The sequence below is a fragment of the Streptomyces bottropensis ATCC 25435 genome, from assembly GCF_000383595.1.
Classification (GTDB): Bacteria; Actinomycetota; Actinomycetes; order Streptomycetales; family Streptomycetaceae; genus Streptomyces; species Streptomyces bottropensis.
This window is the reverse complement of sequence record NZ_KB911581.1, coordinates 5,640,288-5,657,894: the sequence shown is the minus strand read 5'-3', so window position 1 is coordinate 5,657,894 and position 17,607 is coordinate 5,640,288. Positions and strand designations below refer to the sequence as shown.

General features: G+C 67.8%; 19 protein-coding genes and 3 pseudogenes. 12 read left to right on the top strand and 10 right to left on the bottom strand.

What is annotated here, in order from left to right; translation table 11 throughout:
• The first annotated feature begins 275 nt into the window (after positions 1-275).
• On the top strand, positions 276-785 hold the full coding sequence (locus STRBO_RS46040) for an excalibur calcium-binding domain-containing protein (protein ID WP_401612564.1): 510 nt from the start codon (positions 276-278) through the stop codon (positions 783-785).
• A gap of 409 nt (positions 786-1,194) precedes the next feature.
• Here STRBO_RS46040 and STRBO_RS0125305 read toward each other — a convergent pair whose 3' ends face one another.
• On the bottom strand, positions 1,195-1,680 hold the full coding sequence (locus STRBO_RS0125305; protein ID WP_005477379.1) for a lamin tail domain-containing protein: 486 nt from the start codon (positions 1,678-1,680) through the stop codon (positions 1,195-1,197).
• Positions 1,681-2,014: 334 nt separating this feature from the next.
• Here STRBO_RS0125305 and STRBO_RS43060 point away from each other — a divergent pair.
• From STRBO_RS43060 to STRBO_RS45715, 4 genes and pseudogenes are all read left to right on the top strand, one after another.
• Positions 2,015-2,176 (top strand): annotated as a pseudogene (locus tag STRBO_RS43060) (IS5/IS1182 family transposase); the annotation flags it as partial.
• 160 nt (positions 2,177-2,336) lie between these two features.
• Positions 2,337-2,927 carry a hypothetical protein gene (locus tag STRBO_RS0125300; RefSeq protein WP_020115025.1) on the top strand — a complete coding sequence of 197 codons (591 nt, stop codon included), beginning with the start codon at positions 2,337-2,339 and terminating at the stop codon, positions 2,925-2,927.
• Positions 2,928-3,136: 209 nt separating this feature from the next.
• Positions 3,137-3,502, top strand: coding sequence for a DUF6417 family protein (locus STRBO_RS45720; RefSeq protein WP_063744655.1), 366 nt, complete (start codon positions 3,137-3,139; stop codon positions 3,500-3,502).
• 12 nt (positions 3,503-3,514) lie between these two features.
• Positions 3,515-3,760 (top strand): DUF6417 family protein, encoded by a 246-nt coding sequence (locus STRBO_RS45715; protein WP_020115023.1) that lies wholly within the window; start codon positions 3,515-3,517, stop codon positions 3,758-3,760.
• A 390-nt stretch (positions 3,761-4,150) separates the two neighbouring features.
• Here the strand turns inward: STRBO_RS45715 and STRBO_RS0125285 are convergent, their stop codons facing one another.
• Entirely contained in the window at positions 4,151-4,441 is a 291-nt protein-coding gene (locus STRBO_RS0125285; RefSeq protein ID WP_005477370.1) for a hypothetical protein, read from the bottom strand.
• Positions 4,438-5,115 carry an HNH endonuclease family protein gene (locus STRBO_RS0125280; RefSeq protein WP_005477369.1) on the bottom strand — a complete coding sequence of 226 codons (678 nt, stop codon included), beginning with the start codon at positions 5,113-5,115 and terminating at the stop codon, positions 4,438-4,440. Before STRBO_RS0125280 ends, STRBO_RS0125285 begins: the two co-directional genes overlap by 4 nt.
• A 533-nt stretch (positions 5,116-5,648) precedes the next feature.
• On the opposite strand from STRBO_RS0125280, the gene STRBO_RS0125275 reads away from it, so the two are divergent.
• The 3 genes from STRBO_RS0125275 to STRBO_RS43515 all read left to right on the top strand — a co-directional run bounded on the left by STRBO_RS0125275 (position 5,649) and on the right by STRBO_RS43515 (position 7,237).
• Positions 5,649-5,906 (top strand): hypothetical protein, encoded by a 258-nt coding sequence (locus tag STRBO_RS0125275; RefSeq protein WP_020115022.1) that lies wholly within the window; start codon positions 5,649-5,651, stop codon positions 5,904-5,906.
• Positions 5,903-6,283: a PIN domain-containing protein gene (locus STRBO_RS0125270; RefSeq protein WP_020665611.1), complete on the top strand. Its 381-nt coding sequence runs from the start codon at positions 5,903-5,905 to the stop codon at positions 6,281-6,283. The genes STRBO_RS0125275 and STRBO_RS0125270 overlap by 4 nt, the downstream gene beginning before the upstream one ends.
• A 753-nt stretch (positions 6,284-7,036) precedes the next feature.
• Complete coding sequence (locus STRBO_RS43515; protein WP_158690958.1) at positions 7,037-7,237, top strand: hypothetical protein; 201 nt, start codon at positions 7,037-7,039, stop codon at positions 7,235-7,237.
• A gap of 162 nt (positions 7,238-7,399) precedes the next feature.
• Here STRBO_RS43515 and STRBO_RS0125265 read toward each other — a convergent pair whose 3' ends face one another.
• Positions 7,400-8,584, bottom strand: a complete 1,185-nt coding sequence (locus STRBO_RS0125265; RefSeq protein ID WP_051085321.1) for an IS701 family transposase — start codon at positions 8,582-8,584, stop codon at positions 7,400-7,402.
• A 99-nt stretch (positions 8,585-8,683) separates the two neighbouring features.
• Here STRBO_RS0125265 and STRBO_RS45025 point away from each other — a divergent pair, with 99 nt between their 5' ends.
• The 3 genes from STRBO_RS45025 (at position 8,684) to STRBO_RS45015 (ending at position 10,535) form a co-directional block, all read left to right on the top strand.
• The gene (locus STRBO_RS45025) at positions 8,684-9,493 is read left to right on the top strand and encodes a hypothetical protein (RefSeq protein ID WP_005477362.1); all 810 of its coding nucleotides are present in this window, start codon (positions 8,684-8,686) and stop codon (positions 9,491-9,493) included.
• Positions 9,494-9,663: 170 nt separating this feature from the next.
• Positions 9,664-9,879: a hypothetical protein gene (locus STRBO_RS45020; RefSeq protein ID WP_020115021.1), complete on the top strand. Its 216-nt coding sequence runs from the start codon at positions 9,664-9,666 to the stop codon at positions 9,877-9,879.
• A 62-nt stretch (positions 9,880-9,941) separates the two neighbouring features.
• Positions 9,942-10,535 carry an RHS repeat-associated core domain-containing protein gene (locus STRBO_RS45015; RefSeq protein WP_237547392.1) on the top strand — a complete coding sequence of 198 codons (594 nt, stop codon included), beginning with the start codon at positions 9,942-9,944 and terminating at the stop codon, positions 10,533-10,535.
• Between the two features lie 821 nt (positions 10,536-11,356).
• Here the strand turns inward: STRBO_RS45015 and STRBO_RS0125250 are convergent.
• Together STRBO_RS0125250 and STRBO_RS40555 are read right to left on the bottom strand one after the other, a co-directional pair.
• Positions 11,357-11,776, bottom strand: a pseudogene (locus tag STRBO_RS0125250) (IS21 family transposase); the annotation flags it as partial.
• A 165-nt stretch (positions 11,777-11,941) separates the two neighbouring features.
• Positions 11,942-13,319 (bottom strand): annotated as a pseudogene (locus STRBO_RS40555) (IS1380 family transposase).
• Positions 13,320-13,529: 210 nt separating this feature from the next.
• Between STRBO_RS40555 and STRBO_RS40955 the strand changes: the two are divergent.
• On the top strand, positions 13,530-13,898 hold the full coding sequence (locus STRBO_RS40955) for a hypothetical protein (protein WP_158698344.1): 369 nt from the start codon (positions 13,530-13,532) through the stop codon (positions 13,896-13,898).
• A 39-nt stretch (positions 13,899-13,937) separates the two neighbouring features.
• On the opposite strand, the gene STRBO_RS44205 is transcribed toward STRBO_RS40955, so the two are convergent.
• Genes STRBO_RS44205 through STRBO_RS40545 form a run of 4 tightly spaced genes read right to left on the bottom strand, consistent with a single transcriptional unit; the run spans position 13,938 to position 17,476 of the window.
• A complete protein-coding gene (locus STRBO_RS44205) occupies positions 13,938-14,660 on the bottom strand; it encodes a tyrosine-type recombinase/integrase (RefSeq protein ID WP_245170656.1) in 723 nt (240 codons plus the stop codon).
• Positions 14,549-15,769, bottom strand: a complete 1,221-nt coding sequence (locus tag STRBO_RS45010) for a hypothetical protein (RefSeq protein ID WP_005479606.1) — start codon at positions 15,767-15,769, stop codon at positions 14,549-14,551. Before STRBO_RS45010 ends, STRBO_RS44205 begins: the two co-directional genes overlap by 112 nt.
• Positions 15,769-16,791 (bottom strand): tyrosine-type recombinase/integrase, encoded by a 1,023-nt coding sequence (locus tag STRBO_RS0125225; protein WP_005479607.1) that lies wholly within the window; start codon positions 16,789-16,791, stop codon positions 15,769-15,771. Before STRBO_RS0125225 ends, STRBO_RS45010 begins: the two co-directional genes overlap by 1 nt.
• Positions 16,757-17,476, bottom strand: coding sequence for a hypothetical protein (locus tag STRBO_RS40545; RefSeq protein ID WP_020115020.1), 720 nt, complete (start codon positions 17,474-17,476; stop codon positions 16,757-16,759). Before STRBO_RS40545 ends, STRBO_RS0125225 begins: the two co-directional genes overlap by 35 nt.
• Positions 17,477-17,607: the final 131 nt, after the last annotated feature.

Sequence of the window (17,607 nt, the reverse complement as noted above, 5' to 3'; positions counted from 1 at the left end):
TGCGGCTGATGGCGGCCGGGCGTACGGAGATTGCGGCAGATTGCGCGGCCGGTGTGCGGCGAGGCTGGATTGCGCGCAATGGCACCCAGTAGCCGACGCTCCTCGGCACACCCCTAACCGCATAGGAGATGCGGTCTATTGGCTATGACCTGCGGGTTTCTATGGGTGATGGCGCTCGTATGGCACGCCGTGGGTCTGTGAGCCACAGAGTGCGGCAGGGGGGAGCGCGTGATGCACTGGGGGCCAACATTTAGTTCGGCACGGCGGTGGTGGCTATGGCTGGTGCTGGCGGGCGGCGGGCTCGAGGGCCTGGATGGCGGGCCAGAAGAAAATGGGCCGCGATGGGGTGGCCCGGCCGGATCGTCAGTGTGGTCATCGGCCTTCTGGTGATCTTCATCGTGCTCGGTGCGGTCCTCGCGTCGTGTGGCGCTGAGGAGAAGGAGACACCCCGGTCGCCTTCTCCGTCGAGTCCGTCGCCGACAACCTCGAAGGAGACACCTGGGTCGCCCTCGCCATCGAGTCCGTCGCCGACGACCTCCCCGCCTGGCGTGCCGCCCTCGCGGCCCGCTGTGACAGAGACGGCCACCGTGACGGCTACCCCTGTTCCGCCCCCGCAGGAGACGGACCCGGAACCCATGGAGCCCACGACGGCGCCGCCCGCAGACGTGTACTACGAGAACTGCGACGCGGCACGGGATGCTGGAGCAGCACCTGTGTACGCCGGGGAGCCGGGGTATGGGCCGCACCTGGACCGGGATGGCGACGGTGTGGCGTGCGAGCCGTAGTGGCCGAGAACGCGACAGCGTCGGATTCGTCTGCCGGTCACCCTCAAGGCCGGTAAGTCACATCGTCGTCCCGTTGCTTCCGTCGGCGGCGCGTTCTGTCCCTCGGCAACGGGTCGGGGCCGCCTGGGAGCAGCGACGAGGCCGGGACCCGGTGGTCCCGGCCTGCGCCGGTGGAGGGGCGAGCCACCGCCCGTTCCGCGAAGTTTGGCGCGACGGGCGCGAGCCGATGGGGCTCGGTGCCGCAATCGGCGCGCTGGTGACCGGGTGGGCTTTGGAGCTTCCGGCCGCCGGCGAGGCGGGAGGGGGTGGCCGTCGGTGGCTCGCAGGGGGACGCGCCCGGCCGTGGGTGGCCGGGCGCGTCCAGGTGCTTTGGGTGTGGGTGGGTGGTGGTCGTTTGTGTGGTGGTGGGTCAGTGGTGGTGGCCGCCTCCGCTGTGGTGGTGGCCCCAGGAGTCGCTGTCGATGTGGCGTCCGCGGTCGTTGCGGAGGGTGGCGGTGTCGGAGCGGTTGTCCCAGACGTAGCGGCGGCTGTCCTGGTAGAGGTCGGTGTCGGTGTCGCGGCCGTGTCCGGTGTGGATGCGGACGGTGGTGCGGCCGTCCAGGCGGTAGTCCTCGAAGGTGTAGGTGTGGCCGTCCTCGTCCTTCAGGGTCCAGCCGTCGAGGTTGACGCTGCGGCGGGCGGTGTTGGTGATTTCCACCCACTCGCGGTTCAGGGAGCGGTTGGAGCGGTCGTCGTAGCCGGGGGAGTCGTACTGGACGTCCGAGATCTTCACCCTCGACCGCTCAGGGCGGTGGTCGGCGGCCGATGCCGGCAGCGTGACCATGGAGACCACGGCGCCGGCGGCGAGCGCGGCGGCGACAAGACTACGAGCGGTGACAGAAGCGGAAGCGGACATGAGACTCCTCAAGATCCGGACACCCTCCCCCGAAGCCTGAACAGGCCCCGGGATCCGGTGTGATGTGCGTCGGCGGCCGACTGGCCGCACACCCACCTTGTCCACACCACAGGGCACCCACGGGCAGAACACGGCCTCTGTTACCTGCTGCCCATATTTCCATGACTCTCAGATGCAACGCCCACTTATCTCACGTATGGCCGTGTTGACGTGCCCGCAGGTCGGGAGAGGTCTTGCAGGGGTTAGGGCATGGCGTCTCTCCGCCACGGTGCGCCACCCTGCTGGGTTCGGGCCGTCACCCGAAAGTGAGTAACAGCAGGCTGCCTCCGAGCTCGACTATCACCACCTGCGCCGATGGCCCCGTCAGCGAGGCGTCCGCCACCGTATTGCCCGCAAGGGTGTCGACTCCTCGCAGCGGCTGGGCAGACACCGCTGGGTGGTCCAAAGAACCGTGTCCTGGCTGGTCGGCTACCGAAGGCTCCACCGGTGCTACGAGTGAAAGGCCGAGCACTTCCTGGCCTTCGTCGGCATAGCCGCACCCCTCATCGGCTACCGCCACTGATTCGGTGAGCCAGTCGGTCCGAGCGACAGTCGGTCGGCGTCGGTGGTGTCAGTGACGGCTCGTAGGGTGCGCTGACATTCGACGAGGAGGTTCCATGGGCTTTTCCGGTCATCTGGTCTTTGCGCGCAGCGGGCGCCCCTTGTTGGAAGCACCCCTGTTCGGCAGCATCGGTAAAGGGCTGAGGGACGACGTGCATGAGTGGGAGCCGAGACCGGGCGGCTGGCAGACCCTGCAGTTGGATCGAGGTGTCTGGGAAGACGAGTACCTGTTCACCTTGGTCGAATGGTCCGGTGCCCCGGCCTGCGTCGCCGATGTTTCCGACAGCAGCGTCGCCCTCGTGACCGGCCTCGACGCCTACGGGCGCCGCTGGCAGACATGGCTCAATCCGGACAATGCCGCGGCTCTCCTCGTTGAGGAACCCGAGGACGTGGACGACGTGACCCTGTGGATGGCCACCTCGGAGTTCGAAGAAGCCGTCAGACATAAGCGTGCAGAGCTCGATGCGGAGGTACCGACCGACGCCGAAGGTGCTCTCATGTGGGCTTCAGCAGCCAGTGTCCAGGCCACGGCGCAGCAGCCTCGGATTGAGGAACTGCTGCGCACTCGACAGACCTTTGTGGAGGAGTTGTTCGACGTGCTGCTCGACGAACTGGGCTTCCCTGAAGCTGCCCGCTCTGCACCGTAGCCATCCGCAACGACGTCCTACTGGTCGGATGGGAGAGGCGTTCCCTCACCCGGTAGGACGGCCGCGGCATCTGGCGGTCGACTTCGGCGCGGCCCAGCCCGGCAGCAGGGCGTTTCGTCGCGCGTGGCCGGACGTCGGCGTGGTCGTTTCCTCCGCCCGCGATGCCTCGTTGGGTCAATCGGGCGCGGCTTCACCGGGAGGGGGCGGTTGTGCGGGGTGGGGAGCAGGTTCTTGCGGCGCTGGGGGCGCTGGATGAGCGGGCGCAGGCGTCGGTGCACGGCTGGGTGCTGGCCGCGGACGTGCTGTCGATGAAGCAGCAGGTGCGAGGGCTGGCCGACCGCGGTCTGGTGGAGATCGCCGGCAGGGAGGACCGGGCGGAGCTGTCGGCGTGGGAGGGCACCGTGGTGCTGTGGGCGGCCCGCCTGTCCCCGGCCGGACACGACCTCCTGCTCTACGCCAGCTCCCGCCCCCGCCCCCACAACGCCGGCGAAGTACCGGATGCGGGACGGCGGCTGGTGAAGTTGCTGCCCTCGCAGATGGCGGCGCTGCGTCTGTTCCTGGGGCTGGCCGGCTAGCTGCGGGTGCCGGTGGCGGCTGGGCTGGCGGAGCAGGCGCGTACGGCCCGCTGCGATCACGGGGCGCGGCGGTGGCTGCTGTACCTGACACAGGAGCAGACGGAGTCGGTGTCGTACGGGTTCTGGCTGCACCGGATGACCGGATCAGCGATGGAAGCCAACCACTTCGCCCGCGACTACGGCATCACCCACCACCCCGCTCCACGCCCGGCGGCCTCTCCCGCCTCACGGCGGGCCAGCCCCAGTGAACAGCCGTAAGCGGCATCATGGCCTCCGGATTTGCCTGACCTCCGCCGCGCTGCGGACCGCACGGGAGAGACTGGTCCCGGGGCGCTCGTGCGCCCGCTGCCAGCCCCCGGGTAGACAGGGGGTTCCGGCGAGCCAGCACAACCCGCAGCAGTGTTCCGCAGGGCTCGGGGATAGCGCTGCTGGCTTCCTCCAGATGCCCTTGAAACCGGGGCCCAGCCCACGCCGCCGCGGGCGCCGTACGGTACGCGGCCCAGCGGCTGAAGAAGCCCGGCAGCGCCGACAACAACGCCGCCGCCGGCACCATCAGCTCCTGCAACTGGCACACCGCGGCCAGCGGAAAGACCTACGCCTGCTGAAGGCCCACGGCGGAACGCGGCTGCCGGGACTCCCGCGTTCCGGCTACTGCGGGGCCTGTGCCGCGCCTCCGTGCCGGACGCGCTGGACGACGTCCGCTTGGAGCGCGGCCAGCCCGCCCGGCGGCAGGGGGGCGGGGCTGCCGGTGAGGGTGTACCACTCCTCCGCGCCCGTGTACTGGATCCGGACGTCGGCGCGCCCGTCGGGCAGGGGGCTGGTGGCGATGGTGAGGTCGCCGGTGATGACTCCGACCTCGTCGGTCATGGCACCGCCGCGCCCGGCTGTCACCTCGCTCTGGAGCCGCTCGGGCACGGGCCTGCTGTCGGGACTGGTCATGACGTACAGGTGTCCAGCATTTCGGCCAGCATGTCCTTCTCCGCCTCGGTGACTGTCAGCTCGTAGGCGGTCTTCACCGCGGTCCAGGCTCTCCCGTAGGTGCACCAGTAGGTCTTGGCCGGCGGCTGCCACTCATCGGGGCCCTGGTCGCCCTTGGACCGGTTGGAGGAGGCTGTCACCGCGATCAGCTGCGGATGGGTCAGGTCGTTGGCGAATGCCTTGCCCTTGTCCGCGTCCCAGGTGCTGGCACCGGAGCGCCACGCGTTGGCCAGGGGCACCATGTGGTCGATGTCGAGCCTCGAGGCATCCGTTACGGTGACGTCGTCGTAGACGCTGACCCACGTTCCGGAGGTGGCTCGGCACTCCTCATCGCGCTGTACATCCGTGCCGTCGCGCTCGAGCACCGCCTCGCGGGTGTTGCAGTTCTCGCCCTGCTCCGCCCAGTGGGAGAACTTCGAGCGGCTGTAGCCGGTCATCGAGCCGTGTGCGGCCACCTTCAGCCCGGCCAGCTGCGTGCGCGCGGTATCCGCGTCCGGAACTCCGGGCAGCGTGCCGTCATCCGGGCCCGCCTTGCTGTCACCGGGCCCGGCCTCGGCCCCCGACTCGGACGCCGTGCTTCCTTCCGGGCCAGCGACCCCGCCGTCCTCGAGCGCCGTACACCCCGTCATCGCCATTACGGCCACAGCCGCCAGACACCGCCCCCACCACTGCTGACGCCTCATGACCTGCTTGCCCCTCCCCGCCGACGGCCTTACCCGCGCGCAGCCTAACCCCCCATCAGGGCACATCCGCACAAAGAGCACCGAAGCCGTCTGCAGAAGCCGAAGGCGAACGGCCGGGCAGGGCTTCCACTGAAACAGCAACTGGTCGTCCAGCCGTCGGCGAGGTCGTCGTCGGCGAGGTCCTGCGGGCCAGGGCGGGGGTCCGCGGGCGTGGCGTCCGGCCAGGAGGCGTCCGGGGCGGCTGGACGGAACGCCACATGCGGCCTGAACGGTGGCTATCGCCTGCTCGTAGGGCGCGACCCCGCCCAGGCAGTCAGCACGCGGGCGGGGCCAGAGGTGGGGGCCTCCACGGGGGTTGGAGGACCACCGCCCTCACAGCATTGCACTGGATTCGGCCACAGGGGTTTGACCGGAATCAGTCGCACAGCAGGTGCGGGTACGGGTACGTACCCGTACCCTGGAGGGATATGGGAAGGAGCACGACGATGTCCGATGCCAACGTCCGTATCCCCGAGGAAGCCAAAGACCGGCTGGCCGCTATAGCTGCCGCTGAGGGTCTGTCGCTGCGCGCGTATCTCGCCCGTCTCGCGGAGACGCTGCTGACTCCGGGCGAGCGTGCCGAGCGGGCGGAGAAGGCTCTGGCCGCGTTGAAGGAGTGGAACGGCTATGCGCCGACCGCTGCCGAGGAGCAGGATCTGGACAGCGAGCTGGACCGGCGCCTGGCCCAGGTGACCAGCCGGTGAGTGACGCTGTGCACATCGTCCTGGACGACACCGCGATGGCCGCAGCCGGCCAGGGCAACGTCCTCGCTTCCCGTCTGATCCACCGCGCCCACGCCGAATCGGGCTGGTTCCTGTACGCCCCGGCATGCGCGTTAGTCGAAGCCGACCGCGCCCGGCCCGGCACGGCCGAACACCTCGCCTCCCTTCCCGGCATCACCGTCCTCGATCTGGACCTGGCCGCCGCCCTGGACGTCGCGCGACAGGAGACCTGGGCCGCGGCGCACAGCCAGTACGCGGCGCAGCCCACCCCGGACCGTCCCGACGGCGCAATCATCGCGACCACTGCCCCGCAGCGGTGGGCGGGCGAGCCGGTCCGCGTACTGGACCTCACCCCCTGATCACAGCAGCAGACGTCTGCGGGCCTCGCCGGATTCCGGCGGGGCCCGCAGTGCCTCATCGGTTGGCGCACAGGTGACCGGGCCGGACGGTGACCAGGCCCCGCCCCGCTGGCGCGCGGGCTGCTCTCTGACGACGTACCCGCTGCCACGCCGCTCGCCTGGCACGTCGAGAAGTTCGTCGAGCACAACGGCCAGTTGATGCATAACCGGCTCAGCCACGCGACGTCGCATATCCAGGCAGCACTGCGCTGGTCCGGGACGGCTTCCGTTTCTAGGAGGGCGGCGGCTGGTCGCCGGCAGTTGCTTCGGGCCGGTCGTGGGTGGCGAGTGGCGTCGTCGCGTCGTCGGGGCCGGTGTGTGATCGGTCGTCCAGCGTGATGCCAGGCCCGGCCTGGCCTGCCCGGGCCCGGGGCGGCTGGCGGCGCTCGGGCCGGACGTCTTCCGCCGAACCTGCCAGCGATCCTTCGGCAGGTGTGGAGGGTCAGGGGCGTTGCCCGAGCACAGTGTCAATACGGGACGAAGCAGCAACCCACGCTGCAGCATCCTGATCAAGATAGGTCAGCAGATTGCGCAGGTCGTCGCATCGGCTGGCGAGGTTCTGGTGCCAGATGCCTTCGTGGTGAGCTATCCGGCTCCACCAGCGAGACCACGCTTGCCGTCGGGACAGCGACCCCGGCCCGTGAACACACGTCGTACTCCTACGACGAGGACCGACCCACCTCCGCCGCGGTCTCCGGCCTCGTGACCTCGGTCGTGACAGGAGCGGCAATACCGGGATACGCCACCGACGCGGACACACAGACATCGACAGCCGTCTACGACTGGGCCACCGGACAGCAGAAGTCCACCAGCGGTGGAGAGGAGAGCACCACAGCCACGACGTACGACGACTCCGGCCGCGTCGCAACCACCCGCACAGCCGGATCGTCAGGCTCGGACGCCGGCACGCTCTAGTACTGCAACGGTGCTTGTTCTGAATGCTAGGCAGTTTTCAAGGGCTGTGTCCGCGTCGTTTGTAGTGACTCAACCGTGCTTGGTACTGCCGTCTGCGGCGCCATGTCGACCAGTGGAGGATGTGGTCGGTAGGGGTGGGGCGGCGGTTGGTGAGACGGGTGATCAGGCGTCGGATCTCGGCGAGGCTGAGGTGGATGAGCTGGGAGGATCCGTTTCTGCTTTCTCCGTGTCCAGCTGGCGGGCTCGCAGGACGGTGAGGCAGGCGTGGGCTGCCATGGCGAGGGTCATGTGGCGGTGCCAGCCGGGGTAGCGGCGGACCTGGTAGTCGTCCAGGCCGCACTCCTGCTTCGCCGTCTGGAAGCACTCCTCCACCGCCCATCGGCTGCCCGCGACGCGGATCAGCTCGTCCAGCGTGGTGTCGGCGGGGCAGTAGGCGATGTAGTAGGAGATCTCCTCGGGCTGGCTGACGCTGCGGCGGGCGAGAACCCAGTGCCGGCGGTCCTCGCGGTGCCAGGGCCTCACCTCGACGCGGGCCCAGTCGTAGATCCGCCGGCCGTGGGCTCCTTCACCGCAGGAGCGGCGTTTCCACTTCTGCCGTGGCAGTCCGGGAAACAGGTCGTGGACGGGGTGGTCGATGGACCAGCGGGTGACGACGGTGTCGTGCCGGGTGGTGGCCATGACGTGGAAGACATCGGCCTGCTCGAGTTCGAAGCGCCAGCCCTTGCTGTAGCCGTAGGCGGCATCCGCGGTCACCCACCGGAACGGGATCCGGTCCGTGATCGCTTTTCGGACCATCGCCTTGGCCATGGCCACCTTCGTTTCGAAAGCGATCTCGTCGCTGATGCCGGCCCGGCGGCAGCGTTCCCGGTCGTCCGTCCAGGACGTGGGCAGATACAAACGGCGGTCGATCAGCGTGCGTCCCCGGCTGGCGGCGTAGGCGAGGAAGACGCCGATTTGGGAGTTTTCCGTGCGGCCCGCGGTGCCGGAATACTGCCGCTGCACTCCTGCCGAGCGGGTGCCCTTCTTCAGGAAGCCGGTGTCGTCGACGATGAGCACCGCCTCGCGGTCACCGAGGTTGTCGACCACGTAGCGGCGCACGTCGTCGAGGACTTCGTCGGCGTCCCACTCGATCCGGTTCAGCATCCGCTGGATACGGTCCGGCCCGCCATGGCCCGCTTCCTCGGCCAGCGTCCAACCGTTCTTGCGCTGCAACGGAGCGATCAGGCCCCGCATATAGGCCAGCGCCGACTCCCGCGGCTCCGACCGGCTGAACCGGTGCACGAACCGCCCGTGCACCGCATCCAATTCACGCGCCCACACACGCACATCAGCAAGGTCCCCACCCATAACCACAACAACGACGAACCTGGCCAGCAGTCACGGTAGACACCGTTGCAGTACTAGTACACGTACTACAGCGCCGATGGCACAGGCGCCTGCTCCTCCGTGCTCTGGGCCGGGCTGCTGTGCCGGACCACACCGGCGGCCACGAGCACGGGCGGCGGCAGCAACCCCGCCAGCCTGGTCACCACGGTCTACACGTACAACCGCTGGGGACAGATCGCCACCAAGGCCGAGACAGCGAACAGCGTGACCCGCACCACCACGACCACCGTGGACGCCGCAGGCCGCGTCACCAAGATGGCAATCACCGGCGGCATCGGTACAGCCACACCGGCCACCACCGTCACCTACAACACGGACAACGGCAAGGTGGCCACACAGTCCTCGAACAGCCAGACGATCACCTACGGATACGACACCCTCGGACGCCCGATCTCGTACGACGACGGTGCGGGCAACACCAGCACCACGGCCTACGACCTCCTGAACCGGCCGGTGAAGACCACCGACTCGGCCCCGTCCACGGTGACCTACACCTACGGCACAGCGGGCAACCTCAAGACCCTGACCGACTCGGTCGCCAGCACGTTCACCGCCTCCTACGACGCGGACGGCGCGCTGACCTCCGAAACGCTGCCGGGTGACTACACACTCACCGTCACGACCGACCCGACCGGCAAGGAGACCGGCCGCGAATACACGGACTCGGACGGCGTTACGGTGGCTTCCGATAGCGCCGGGTATGCGATAACCGGCCGTCAGACGGGCCACACGCAGACAGACGGCTCCACACCCAGTCCGAATACACCTACGACAATTCAGGCCGCCTCACCCAGGCAGCCGACACCACCACGACCGGCTGCGTCACCCGCGCCTACACCCTCGACGCCAACAGCAACCGCACCGCGCTGAAGACCAGCTCGGACGACTGCGACAGCAGCACCAACGACACCACCACGGCCATCACGTCGTACACCTACGACAGCGCCGACCGCCTGGCGAACTCCGGCTATGCCTACGACGCGTTCGGCCGCACCACCTCCAACGGTGAATCGGCTCTGACCTACCACACCAACGACTTGGTGGCCTCGGAGACCGTCGGCACCAGCCGTAACACCTGGACCCTGGACGCCACTGGACGCCTCGCTGTCCAGACCGCCCAGACCCAGGCAACCGATGGCACGTGGAGCACTGATGGCACCACCACCAGCCACTATGGTGACGCAACTGACCGTCCGACCTGGAGCAAGACCGGCGACACGGTCAGCCGCAACATCACGGACATGAGGGTGGGCTGACCGCCACTACAGCGGCCAGTGGCTCCATCGTCCTCCACTTCGCCAACATCCACGGCGACATCATGGTCCAGCAACCGCTCGACACCACCGTGGCGAGCACGGTCCAGCACTACGACGAGTACGGCAACAAGAGCGACGGCACCTCCGCGACCCAGTACGGCCCACTCGGCACCTACCAGAGGTCGACTCGCACCCTCAATGGGCTGACCCTCATGGGAGTCCGGCTGTACGACTCCACTACCGGGCGATTCCTCAGTGTCGACCCTGCGATGGGGGGCAACGCGAATACTTACGGCTATCCCTCGGATCCGGTGAACAAATACGATCTCGACGGTCGAAAAGCGATCAAAAAGTACAACAAGACTAAGCTTTCCTGTGGCTATGTCAGTTGCACCCTGAAGCTGAGTAGAAAGAGAACAAAGTGGCTCACGGATCGCATGAAAATTGGTAACTTCGGGATAACTGCGATAGCGGCCTGGATCGAATATGCGGCTGCAGCCGCATCCGGTCCAGCTCTGCTCCTGGCTACTGCCATCTATGCTACAGGTGAGGTGTACAGGCAGTGGCTCAATAAGACGCTCGAGTGGTATCCAAAAAGGGGCACAAAGACAGTGAAGGCTTATGTATCGATTCCCCCGTATGTCACGCATCAGTAGGTCAAATCACCCTGGCAGAAAGCGGAGGGTTACCTCGCTGCGAACCTCTCCTGCGGGTAAATGGTCGCTCTGTCTTGGGTTGTCCGGGATATTCTTCTGGATTCTCGGATGGGTGTGCATGTCGCTTCCTTGGCGTCACGCCGATGCGATCGGTCAAGGCATGCTCTACGCCACACCTGCTCTAGAGGTGGCGGCAATTATCTTCGCCTATCTACATTTTCGAATAGGTGGAAGTGACTGGAAAGAGTGAAACGAGGACGGCTGGCCGATAGCCGCCTGGTGTCACTCCCGCCTCCTGCTATAGCTGGATTTGATCCAGTCGAGTGACTCGGTGAGCCCTTCCAGTCGTAGACTGGAAGGGCTCACCAACGTAGTAGATGGGTAATTGCGTTATTTCTCCGGAGCAGTTCCGGGCGTCGGATTGGTGGCTGCCGCCCTCTGCTGGTGAAGGACGATGACGCCACGCCGCCCGGCAGAATCGGTTCCCGCAACAGGGTTTCGGTCGCGAGAATGTGCAGAAACTCGGTCCGCCATGTGCCGAGGGAGGGCTTTTTTACTCCAGCTGTAGATCGCGATCTTCATGCGTGGGTGGCTTGCCGCTGATAGTGGCTGGCTTAGGATCGGGCCTGGTGGCGTCGTCGCCAGTGGGACCAGTCGAGTCGGTGGGCCGCGTCGTGGGTGCGTCGTTCTTGCGCGGCAGGCCCGACAACAGCCCGAGCACGAACGCCCGTGCCCGGCGCCGTGGTTCCACGCGCACGAACCGCCTCGCGATACGGGCGTACCGCCGGGCGACGTCATGCGCTCGCCGCCTCTCGTGCGGTGCGGCCGACCTTGATGTCAGGGCCGACGGTGGCCGTCGACCAGCGGGCCAGGGTGAACGGGGTGGGTGGCAGCGGCAGCAGGGCGGCGGCCTCGACCGCGCCGAACACGGCCATCGGGGCCGCGCCGCCCAGCGGCCGGCACTGCCGGCGTCCGGCGACCTGCTGGGCCCAGGTGATCGCTTCGGTCTGCATGTGCTCGATCGAGGTGAACTCCCGCCCGCGCCAGAACGAGTCGCGGACATAGGGCATGGGCCGCTCCACCCTGGGCTTGTCCTTGGGCTTCGATGCCCTCGCCGGGTCCACCAACGCTCCGTAGTGGGTGGCAAGTTCGGCATACGCCTTGTTGATTTTCGGGTCGTAGAGGTCGGGCTTGTCGACGCCGGTCTTCAGGTTATCGGGCACCAGTCGGCGCGGGACGCCTCTAACCTCGATCTTTCTTGAGGGTCCACCGACGGAGTCGGTGGACCCTTTTGCTTTCCGGAAGCTGATGCCGGGCAGGTTGGTGGCCCGGCTGTCGCGTCGGGTGGGCGCCAGGTTCCACTGCCCCGGGCGGGTGATGCTGTCGCAGGGACGGTCGGTTGCTGGTCAGCCGGGGTCGGGCAGGAGCGCGAGCCGTTCAAGTGCGGCGGTGATCTCACCGGCCCAGGGCCAGTGCCGGGCGAGGCGGAGAATCCTGCGCCGACCGGTGGTGACGAGCTGGCCGGCTGCGGAGAACAGGCGGAAACCGCAGGCGACGCGGTTCCCAGAGCCTCGCCCGGCCGGTCAGGGCGAGCATGGGCATCCAGGCCAGCAGGTCGAGGGCGATCTGGACGATCTCCAACCAGATGCCGTTCTGCGCGGTGGTGTGCAGGGGCAGGTTCCGCAGTCCGGTGGCACGCGCGGCCCGGATGCGGTCCTCCGCGCGGGCCCGCAGCCGGTGGCGGAGTTCGAGTTGGGCGATGGGCCGGTTGAGTGTGTTGGTGGCGAAGCAGGTGATCCGCATGCCGTCAGCGTCCGTGATCCTCAACTGGGCTCCGGGATGGGGCCGTTCTTTGCGGACGATCAACCGAATGCCCTGCGGCCAGCCGTCGAGCAGGTCGCCGGTGAGTTCGGCGACCCAGGCCCCGTCACGGATCTCGCCGTGCGACTCGACCGCGGGTGTCCAGGCCGATGCCGGGATCTTCAGGACGTGCTCGTGGATGGCCTCGGTGATCACCATGCCGACCGAGTAGGACAGCCAGCGTCCGCGCTGGGCGAGCCAGGCCACGAACTCGTGGGTGCCGCCCGCGGAATCACAGCGGATCAGCGTCCGCCGTCCCCGTCGGTACTTCTTGGGCAGTTGAGCGAGGGCGAGGCGAGCGGCGGTGATGTGGTCGGCGGCCGTGTTCGAGCCCGCGTTGCCGGGCCGAAGGAGGGCCGCGACAGGTTCGCCGGTTCCTCCCGGGCCGTGGTCGACGAAGCCCATGAGCGGGTGGTGGCCGTAGGTCTTCTTCCAGGTCGGGGCTGCGTCCTGCTTGTCCGAGTGCGCGACGACCAGGACCCCGTCCAGGTCCACGGTCACCTGAGCGCCGACGTCCGGAGCACGGTCGTCGGCCAGTTCCCAGACCCGCCTGCGTACTTCGGAACGTGCGGTGCGGATCGCCGTCAGCGCCTTCTCGCCCGAAGCGGCGAGGGTGCCGATCAGGCGGGAGACCGTCGGGTCGGAGGCGACTGGCCCGAACACGGCCGGCTCGGACCGCAGCAGTGCAATGTCGGCGAGGCAGTCCCCGCCGAGTGCGACCGCCAGTGCGAGGTCCACGAGCATCTTGCCGGGGTCGTGGACGGCTCGCGGTCTCCGCCACGGGGTCAGGGCTGCGGATATCGCCTGGTCGAGGCCGATCTTGCGGACCGTTTCGACCAGCAGGACCGAACCGGCCTGCGAGACCACGGCTCGGCCGTCATCCCGGACACGGACATGGGGATAGGACCCGATAGGCTGCTTCACCTGGAAAGTGCCTCCGACAGGGGCGGGAACAAGGACCTCAGCAATCCTCATTCTCGCTGGTCAGAGGCACTTTCTGCTTTCGCGATCACCAGTCGGACAGCCCACCTCGTGAAAGCGCGAGGCTAATATGCGGGTCTCGTTGTCAAGTCATCGTCGAATCGAGGGAGAGTCCGCCCAGTGAGCACTGAGCCGCTCCGCAGCCTGCGCTATGTGGACGACATCATCCGCGATGACGTCCTCGCGCTGGAGGCGTTCATCTACTCCCAGATTCGGCCAGTCCAGGATGCGGCTGGCGAGACCGGGGACACGTTCTGCGCGTTGCGTTCCCTGGAAATCTTGGTCTGCGACTCGGCAGGACTGATGCTCGCACTCCTCGACCGGGGCGGGCTTGGCCAGGAGGAGCGGTCCACCATGCTCCGTGAATGGAACCGGCTGTGGACCACCGCAAGCTGGTGGAACTATCGCGACGGATACGACAGCGACCGCTGGAATCGACTGGAGCATGTGGACGCCCCTGCCGAAGCCTCACACCATGCCGAGATTGCACGAGCTCAGGCAGCCGCTGGGGAGGTCCCGTGAGGTGGGCAACTGTCGTACGAACTTGGCGAGTCGACACAGTCAGGAGGCTTCTCCGTCGAGTCGGCTGAGGAGTCCGTCGAAGATCTGCTCGCGTGCGACCTGTCCCTTGGCCGCCGCGTCGTCTCGCTGGCGTTCGAGGGTGGGCCGGAACTCGATCGTGGTGACGAAGAAGGTGCAGGACTCGCAGATCGACTCGAAGTGGCAGTCCATCTCGACGGGGCGAGCGCAGTAGCCGTTGCCGAGCATCCGGCGGTGCATCTCCCGCCTGAGCTTGGTCATCTCCGTTCCCTCGGCGTCGGCCGGCAGCTGGCGCGGGGCGTCGTAGAGTGCCTCGACCTTCTCCGAGACGGCGAAGTACTCGTCGGCAACGGTCCGGTCAGCGATCCGCGCGTAAACGCGTGTCATGGACAGTGACTTGTGTCCCAGGAGTGCGGCGATGGCCTCCAGGGACATGCCTCGGTTGATCGCCTGGGTGGCCAGAGTATGGCGCAGTTGGTGCGGGGTGACCCTGCCCAGTCCGGCCCGCTCGGCGGCCTTGCGGACGGCGGCCTCAATGCGGGAGGCATTGACCGGGCGGCCGTGGTCGGTGAACAGCAGGTTCGAGCGCAGGCCCTCGGGGCGGTGCAGCAACCAGTCGTCCAGCAGCGCCTTCAGCTGCGGATGCAGGGGAACATAGCGGTCGGTGTGCATCTTGCCGACCGGGACACGGAGCCAGTAGGCGGAGCCGATCTGCACGACCGCATCGATGGTGAGGCCGAGCATCTCGCTGCGTCGCATCCCAGTGCGGGCGAGAATTTCGATGGCCAGGCGGGCGAATACGGATCAGGATCCTTGCGAGCGGCGGACAGAAGTTTGGCGGCCGCGGCGTCGTCGAGGAAGCGCGGCAGTGGCTCGTCCGCGATCGGGAAGTCGCTGTCGAACACCAGCTGGCGAGGTGGCCGGTCGGCGGTGTCCCATTCGTCGAGGCGGCGGAGAAAGCCGCGGACTTTGCTCAGGCGGTCGCGGACGGTGTGCCGGTGCAGCGGGCCTCCGCGGGCGGCCGGCCGCTCCAGCAGCCACTGTCGGTAGCGTTCGACGTGTCGCCGCTTGAGCTCGGCGACGCAGCTGACGGCCGCGTCTTCGGCGGCGACCAGCAAGGCGAACTCTCGCAGCGTCAGCTCGGCGTTCTTCACCGTGCCCGGCCGCAGCGTCCCGGCGATCTGCTGCAGATAGTGCTGCATCGTCTCCGCCATCCTGGCCGGGACGCGGGCCCATTCGCGGGCTCGCATGTCGGCCCGGTCCGGGGTGCGTCGGCGCGGGAGCTGGTCGGTCAACTCGCAGTGGAACAGAGTGGCTTCGAGGTTGAACAGGGCGGTCGACAGGGCCTTGACGCCGCGGTTGGGGATGCGGCGTGCGGCGTCCAGCAGAAGGCGGCGTCCCTCGTCCCAGTCGCGTTGCTGCAGTTCGTGGGGCTGGTTGGCGAACAGTGCCACGAAGTGACCCAGCAGGTTGAACTGGGTCATGGCCACTGTGTCGCGAAAGCCGAGTGTGCGGGCGGTCTCCATGAACCGCAGGTGCAGTTCCGGCTCCGTGCGGGCGAGTACGATCCCCAGTCGCGGGCGCCGGGCGACCAGGTAGTCCGCGCCCGGCTGCATCCGTCCCGTGACCGCAAGCCAGCTGATGAACCGGTGGGTCTCGTGGTTGAAGGCGAGCTGACGTTCCAGTGGCAGGCGACAGAAGTCGGTCAGGTCAGGCACTGCGGCAAGCAGTGCCCGGGCACCCCAGCGGACCTTGTGGTCGGTGTTCATGCCCTGCGCGGCCCGGTGGGCGAGGTAGAACTCGACCAGGTCCGGGCGCACTATCGGCAGGGCCGCGGCGCGGGCCCGGCGCATCAGGACTCCGCTCGGTCGGCGTCGATCGCGGCACTGGCCTCCAGGTACTGCTCGACGAGCCAGCTGTTCGCGAGGTGGATGTAGACGCGGGTCGACTCGATGGAGCGGTGTCCGGCCTGGGCCTGTACCGCTTCCAGAGCCATGCCTGCCTCCCGCAGCCGCGTCAGGCAGGTGTGCCGGAGCTGATGGCATGTCAACTTCGGTAGTCCGGTTCGTCTTCGGACTCCGTCGAGGATCTCGTCGAGACCGTCGGCGGAGAGCGGCCGGCCGCGGGTCGGCCCGCGCAACACCACGAACAGCTGGTCGTGGTCCACGGGTGGACGCTCACGGTCCAGGTAGTCGCCGACCGCGCTGAAGAACTGCGCGGAGACGGGTATCAGGCGCTGGTGCCCGCCCTTGCCCTCGCTGATGAAGACCCGACGCTCGCCCGGTGAGAGGTCACCCAGGCGCAGGCCGAGGACCTCGCAGCGGCGCAGCCCGCCCAGCAGCATCGCCAGGATCATCGCCCGGTCCCGTGCGGTGTTCAGGGCGCCGAGGACCGCCTCGACCTCGGTCGGCCCGAGGACGCGTGGGAGGGTGCGAGGCGTGCGCAGCAGAGGTGCCCCGCGGGTGCCACTGCGGCGGCGGTTGGCCAGTCCCGTCGGCACCGGGTTGCGGTCGACAGCGAGGTCGTCGCGGGTCATCAGGTAGCCGAACAGCCCAGAGACGCTGGCGAGCCGGCGCTTGATGGTCCGGGCTGAGAGTCCGGCTTCACCGTCTTCGAGCCGGACGACCTTCGGGCCTTGACGCGGCTTCTTCTGCGCGGTGATGAACGCGAAGATGTCTGCGGTGACGACGTCGGCCGGCTCCTTGGGCACCACCGAGAAGAAGACCTTCAAGTCGTAGGCGGTGGCCAGCAGGGTGTTCGGCCTGCAGCGGGCCGCCACGAACTCCAGGTAGTCGTCGACCAGGACGTGGCCGAGCGATGCAGCAGGGTTGCCCGCGGCATCAACACGTCGTACCAACTCCGGCTGCCAGGCCATCCGAGCTCCTCGACGGGAGCGACCATCCTGACGGGCAACACGAGATCGAGGAAGAGTTGTCACCCACATAACCGTCGAAGTAGCGGAAGGCCGCGACGTGCGCCTCGGTCCACGCGTGCTGGTCCAGGTGCAGGACCGGCCGGACGAACATGTGCCGTGAGCAGGGCAGCACCATCACGAACGCCCAGACGCGGTGCCGTCTACCGGTGCGGGGGTTGGTCCACTGCCCCAGGAACCCGTAGTCGATCTGGGCCTCCTCGCCCGGCTCGACCTCGTCACGCAGGACGGTGACCTGTGACCGGCTCACCTCGTCGGGCAGCGTGGCGTGGACCCAGCGGCGGAACGAGGAGATCGACACCTTCAGTTTGTACTCGTCCCGCAGCCGCTGGTGGATCGTGGAGACCGTCACGGTCCCCAGCAAGTCCTTGATGTAATCGCGGTGTTCGTCGATGTCGGACCAGGTGACCTGCCGCAGTCTCCTGTCCACGAGGCCGGGGAACCAGCCCTCGATCAGCCCCGCCCAGTCGGCCTCGCTCATCGGCGGGCCGCCCGGGGTGATCCCGGACGCCTCCGCCGGGGCCAGGTACTTCCTCACAGTCTTGCGGTCCACCCCCAGCGACGCGGCCAGCGCGCTCTTCGAGCGGCCCGCGTACCAGTGGACGTAGATCTCGGTGATGTCGACCACGACGAACGTTCTCCTCGCCATCCGGGCTGCCCATCGGCCATCAGAACCACGGGACGAGGAACATGAGCAGCTCCGCGACGACCAGGTCCCTCGATCCCGACCTCCGCGCTGCCCATGGCCAATCAGGAGGA

Excerpts from the sequence above, each read along its gene's own strand:
- STRBO_RS46040 (WP_401612564.1), top strand. The coding sequence starts at position 276 with ATGGCTGGTGCTGGCGGGCGGCGGGCTCGAGGGCCTGGATGGCGGGCC.
- STRBO_RS0125305 (WP_005477379.1), bottom strand. The coding sequence starts at position 1,680 with ATGTCCGCTTCCGCTTCTGTCACCGCTCGTAGTCTTGTCGCCGCCGCG.
- STRBO_RS0125300 (WP_020115025.1), top strand. The coding sequence starts at position 2,337 with ATGGGCTTTTCCGGTCATCTGGTCTTTGCGCGCAGCGGGCGCCCCTTG.
- STRBO_RS0125285 (WP_005477370.1), bottom strand. The coding sequence starts at position 4,441 with ATGACCAGTCCCGACAGCAGGCCCGTGCCCGAGCGGCTCCAGAGCGAG.
- STRBO_RS0125280 (WP_005477369.1), bottom strand. The coding sequence starts at position 5,115 with ATGGCGATGACGGGGTGTACGGCGCTCGAGGACGGCGGGGTCGCTGGC.
- STRBO_RS0125275 (WP_020115022.1), top strand. The coding sequence starts at position 5,649 with ATGTCCGATGCCAACGTCCGTATCCCCGAGGAAGCCAAAGACCGGCTG.
- STRBO_RS0125265 (WP_051085321.1), bottom strand. The coding sequence starts at position 8,584 with ATGGGTGGGGACCTTGCTGATGTGCGTGTGTGGGCGCGTGAATTGGAT.
- STRBO_RS45015 (WP_237547392.1), top strand. The coding sequence starts at position 9,942 with ATGGTCCAGCAACCGCTCGACACCACCGTGGCGAGCACGGTCCAGCAC.
- STRBO_RS44205 (WP_245170656.1), bottom strand. The coding sequence starts at position 14,660 with ATGCTCGGCCTCACCATCGATGCGGTCGTGCAGATCGGCTCCGCCTAC.
- STRBO_RS45010 (WP_005479606.1), bottom strand. The coding sequence starts at position 15,769 with ATGCGCCGGGCCCGCGCCGCGGCCCTGCCGATAGTGCGCCCGGACCTG.
- STRBO_RS0125225 (WP_005479607.1), bottom strand. The coding sequence starts at position 16,791 with ATGGCCTGGCAGCCGGAGTTGGTACGACGTGTTGATGCCGCGGGCAAC.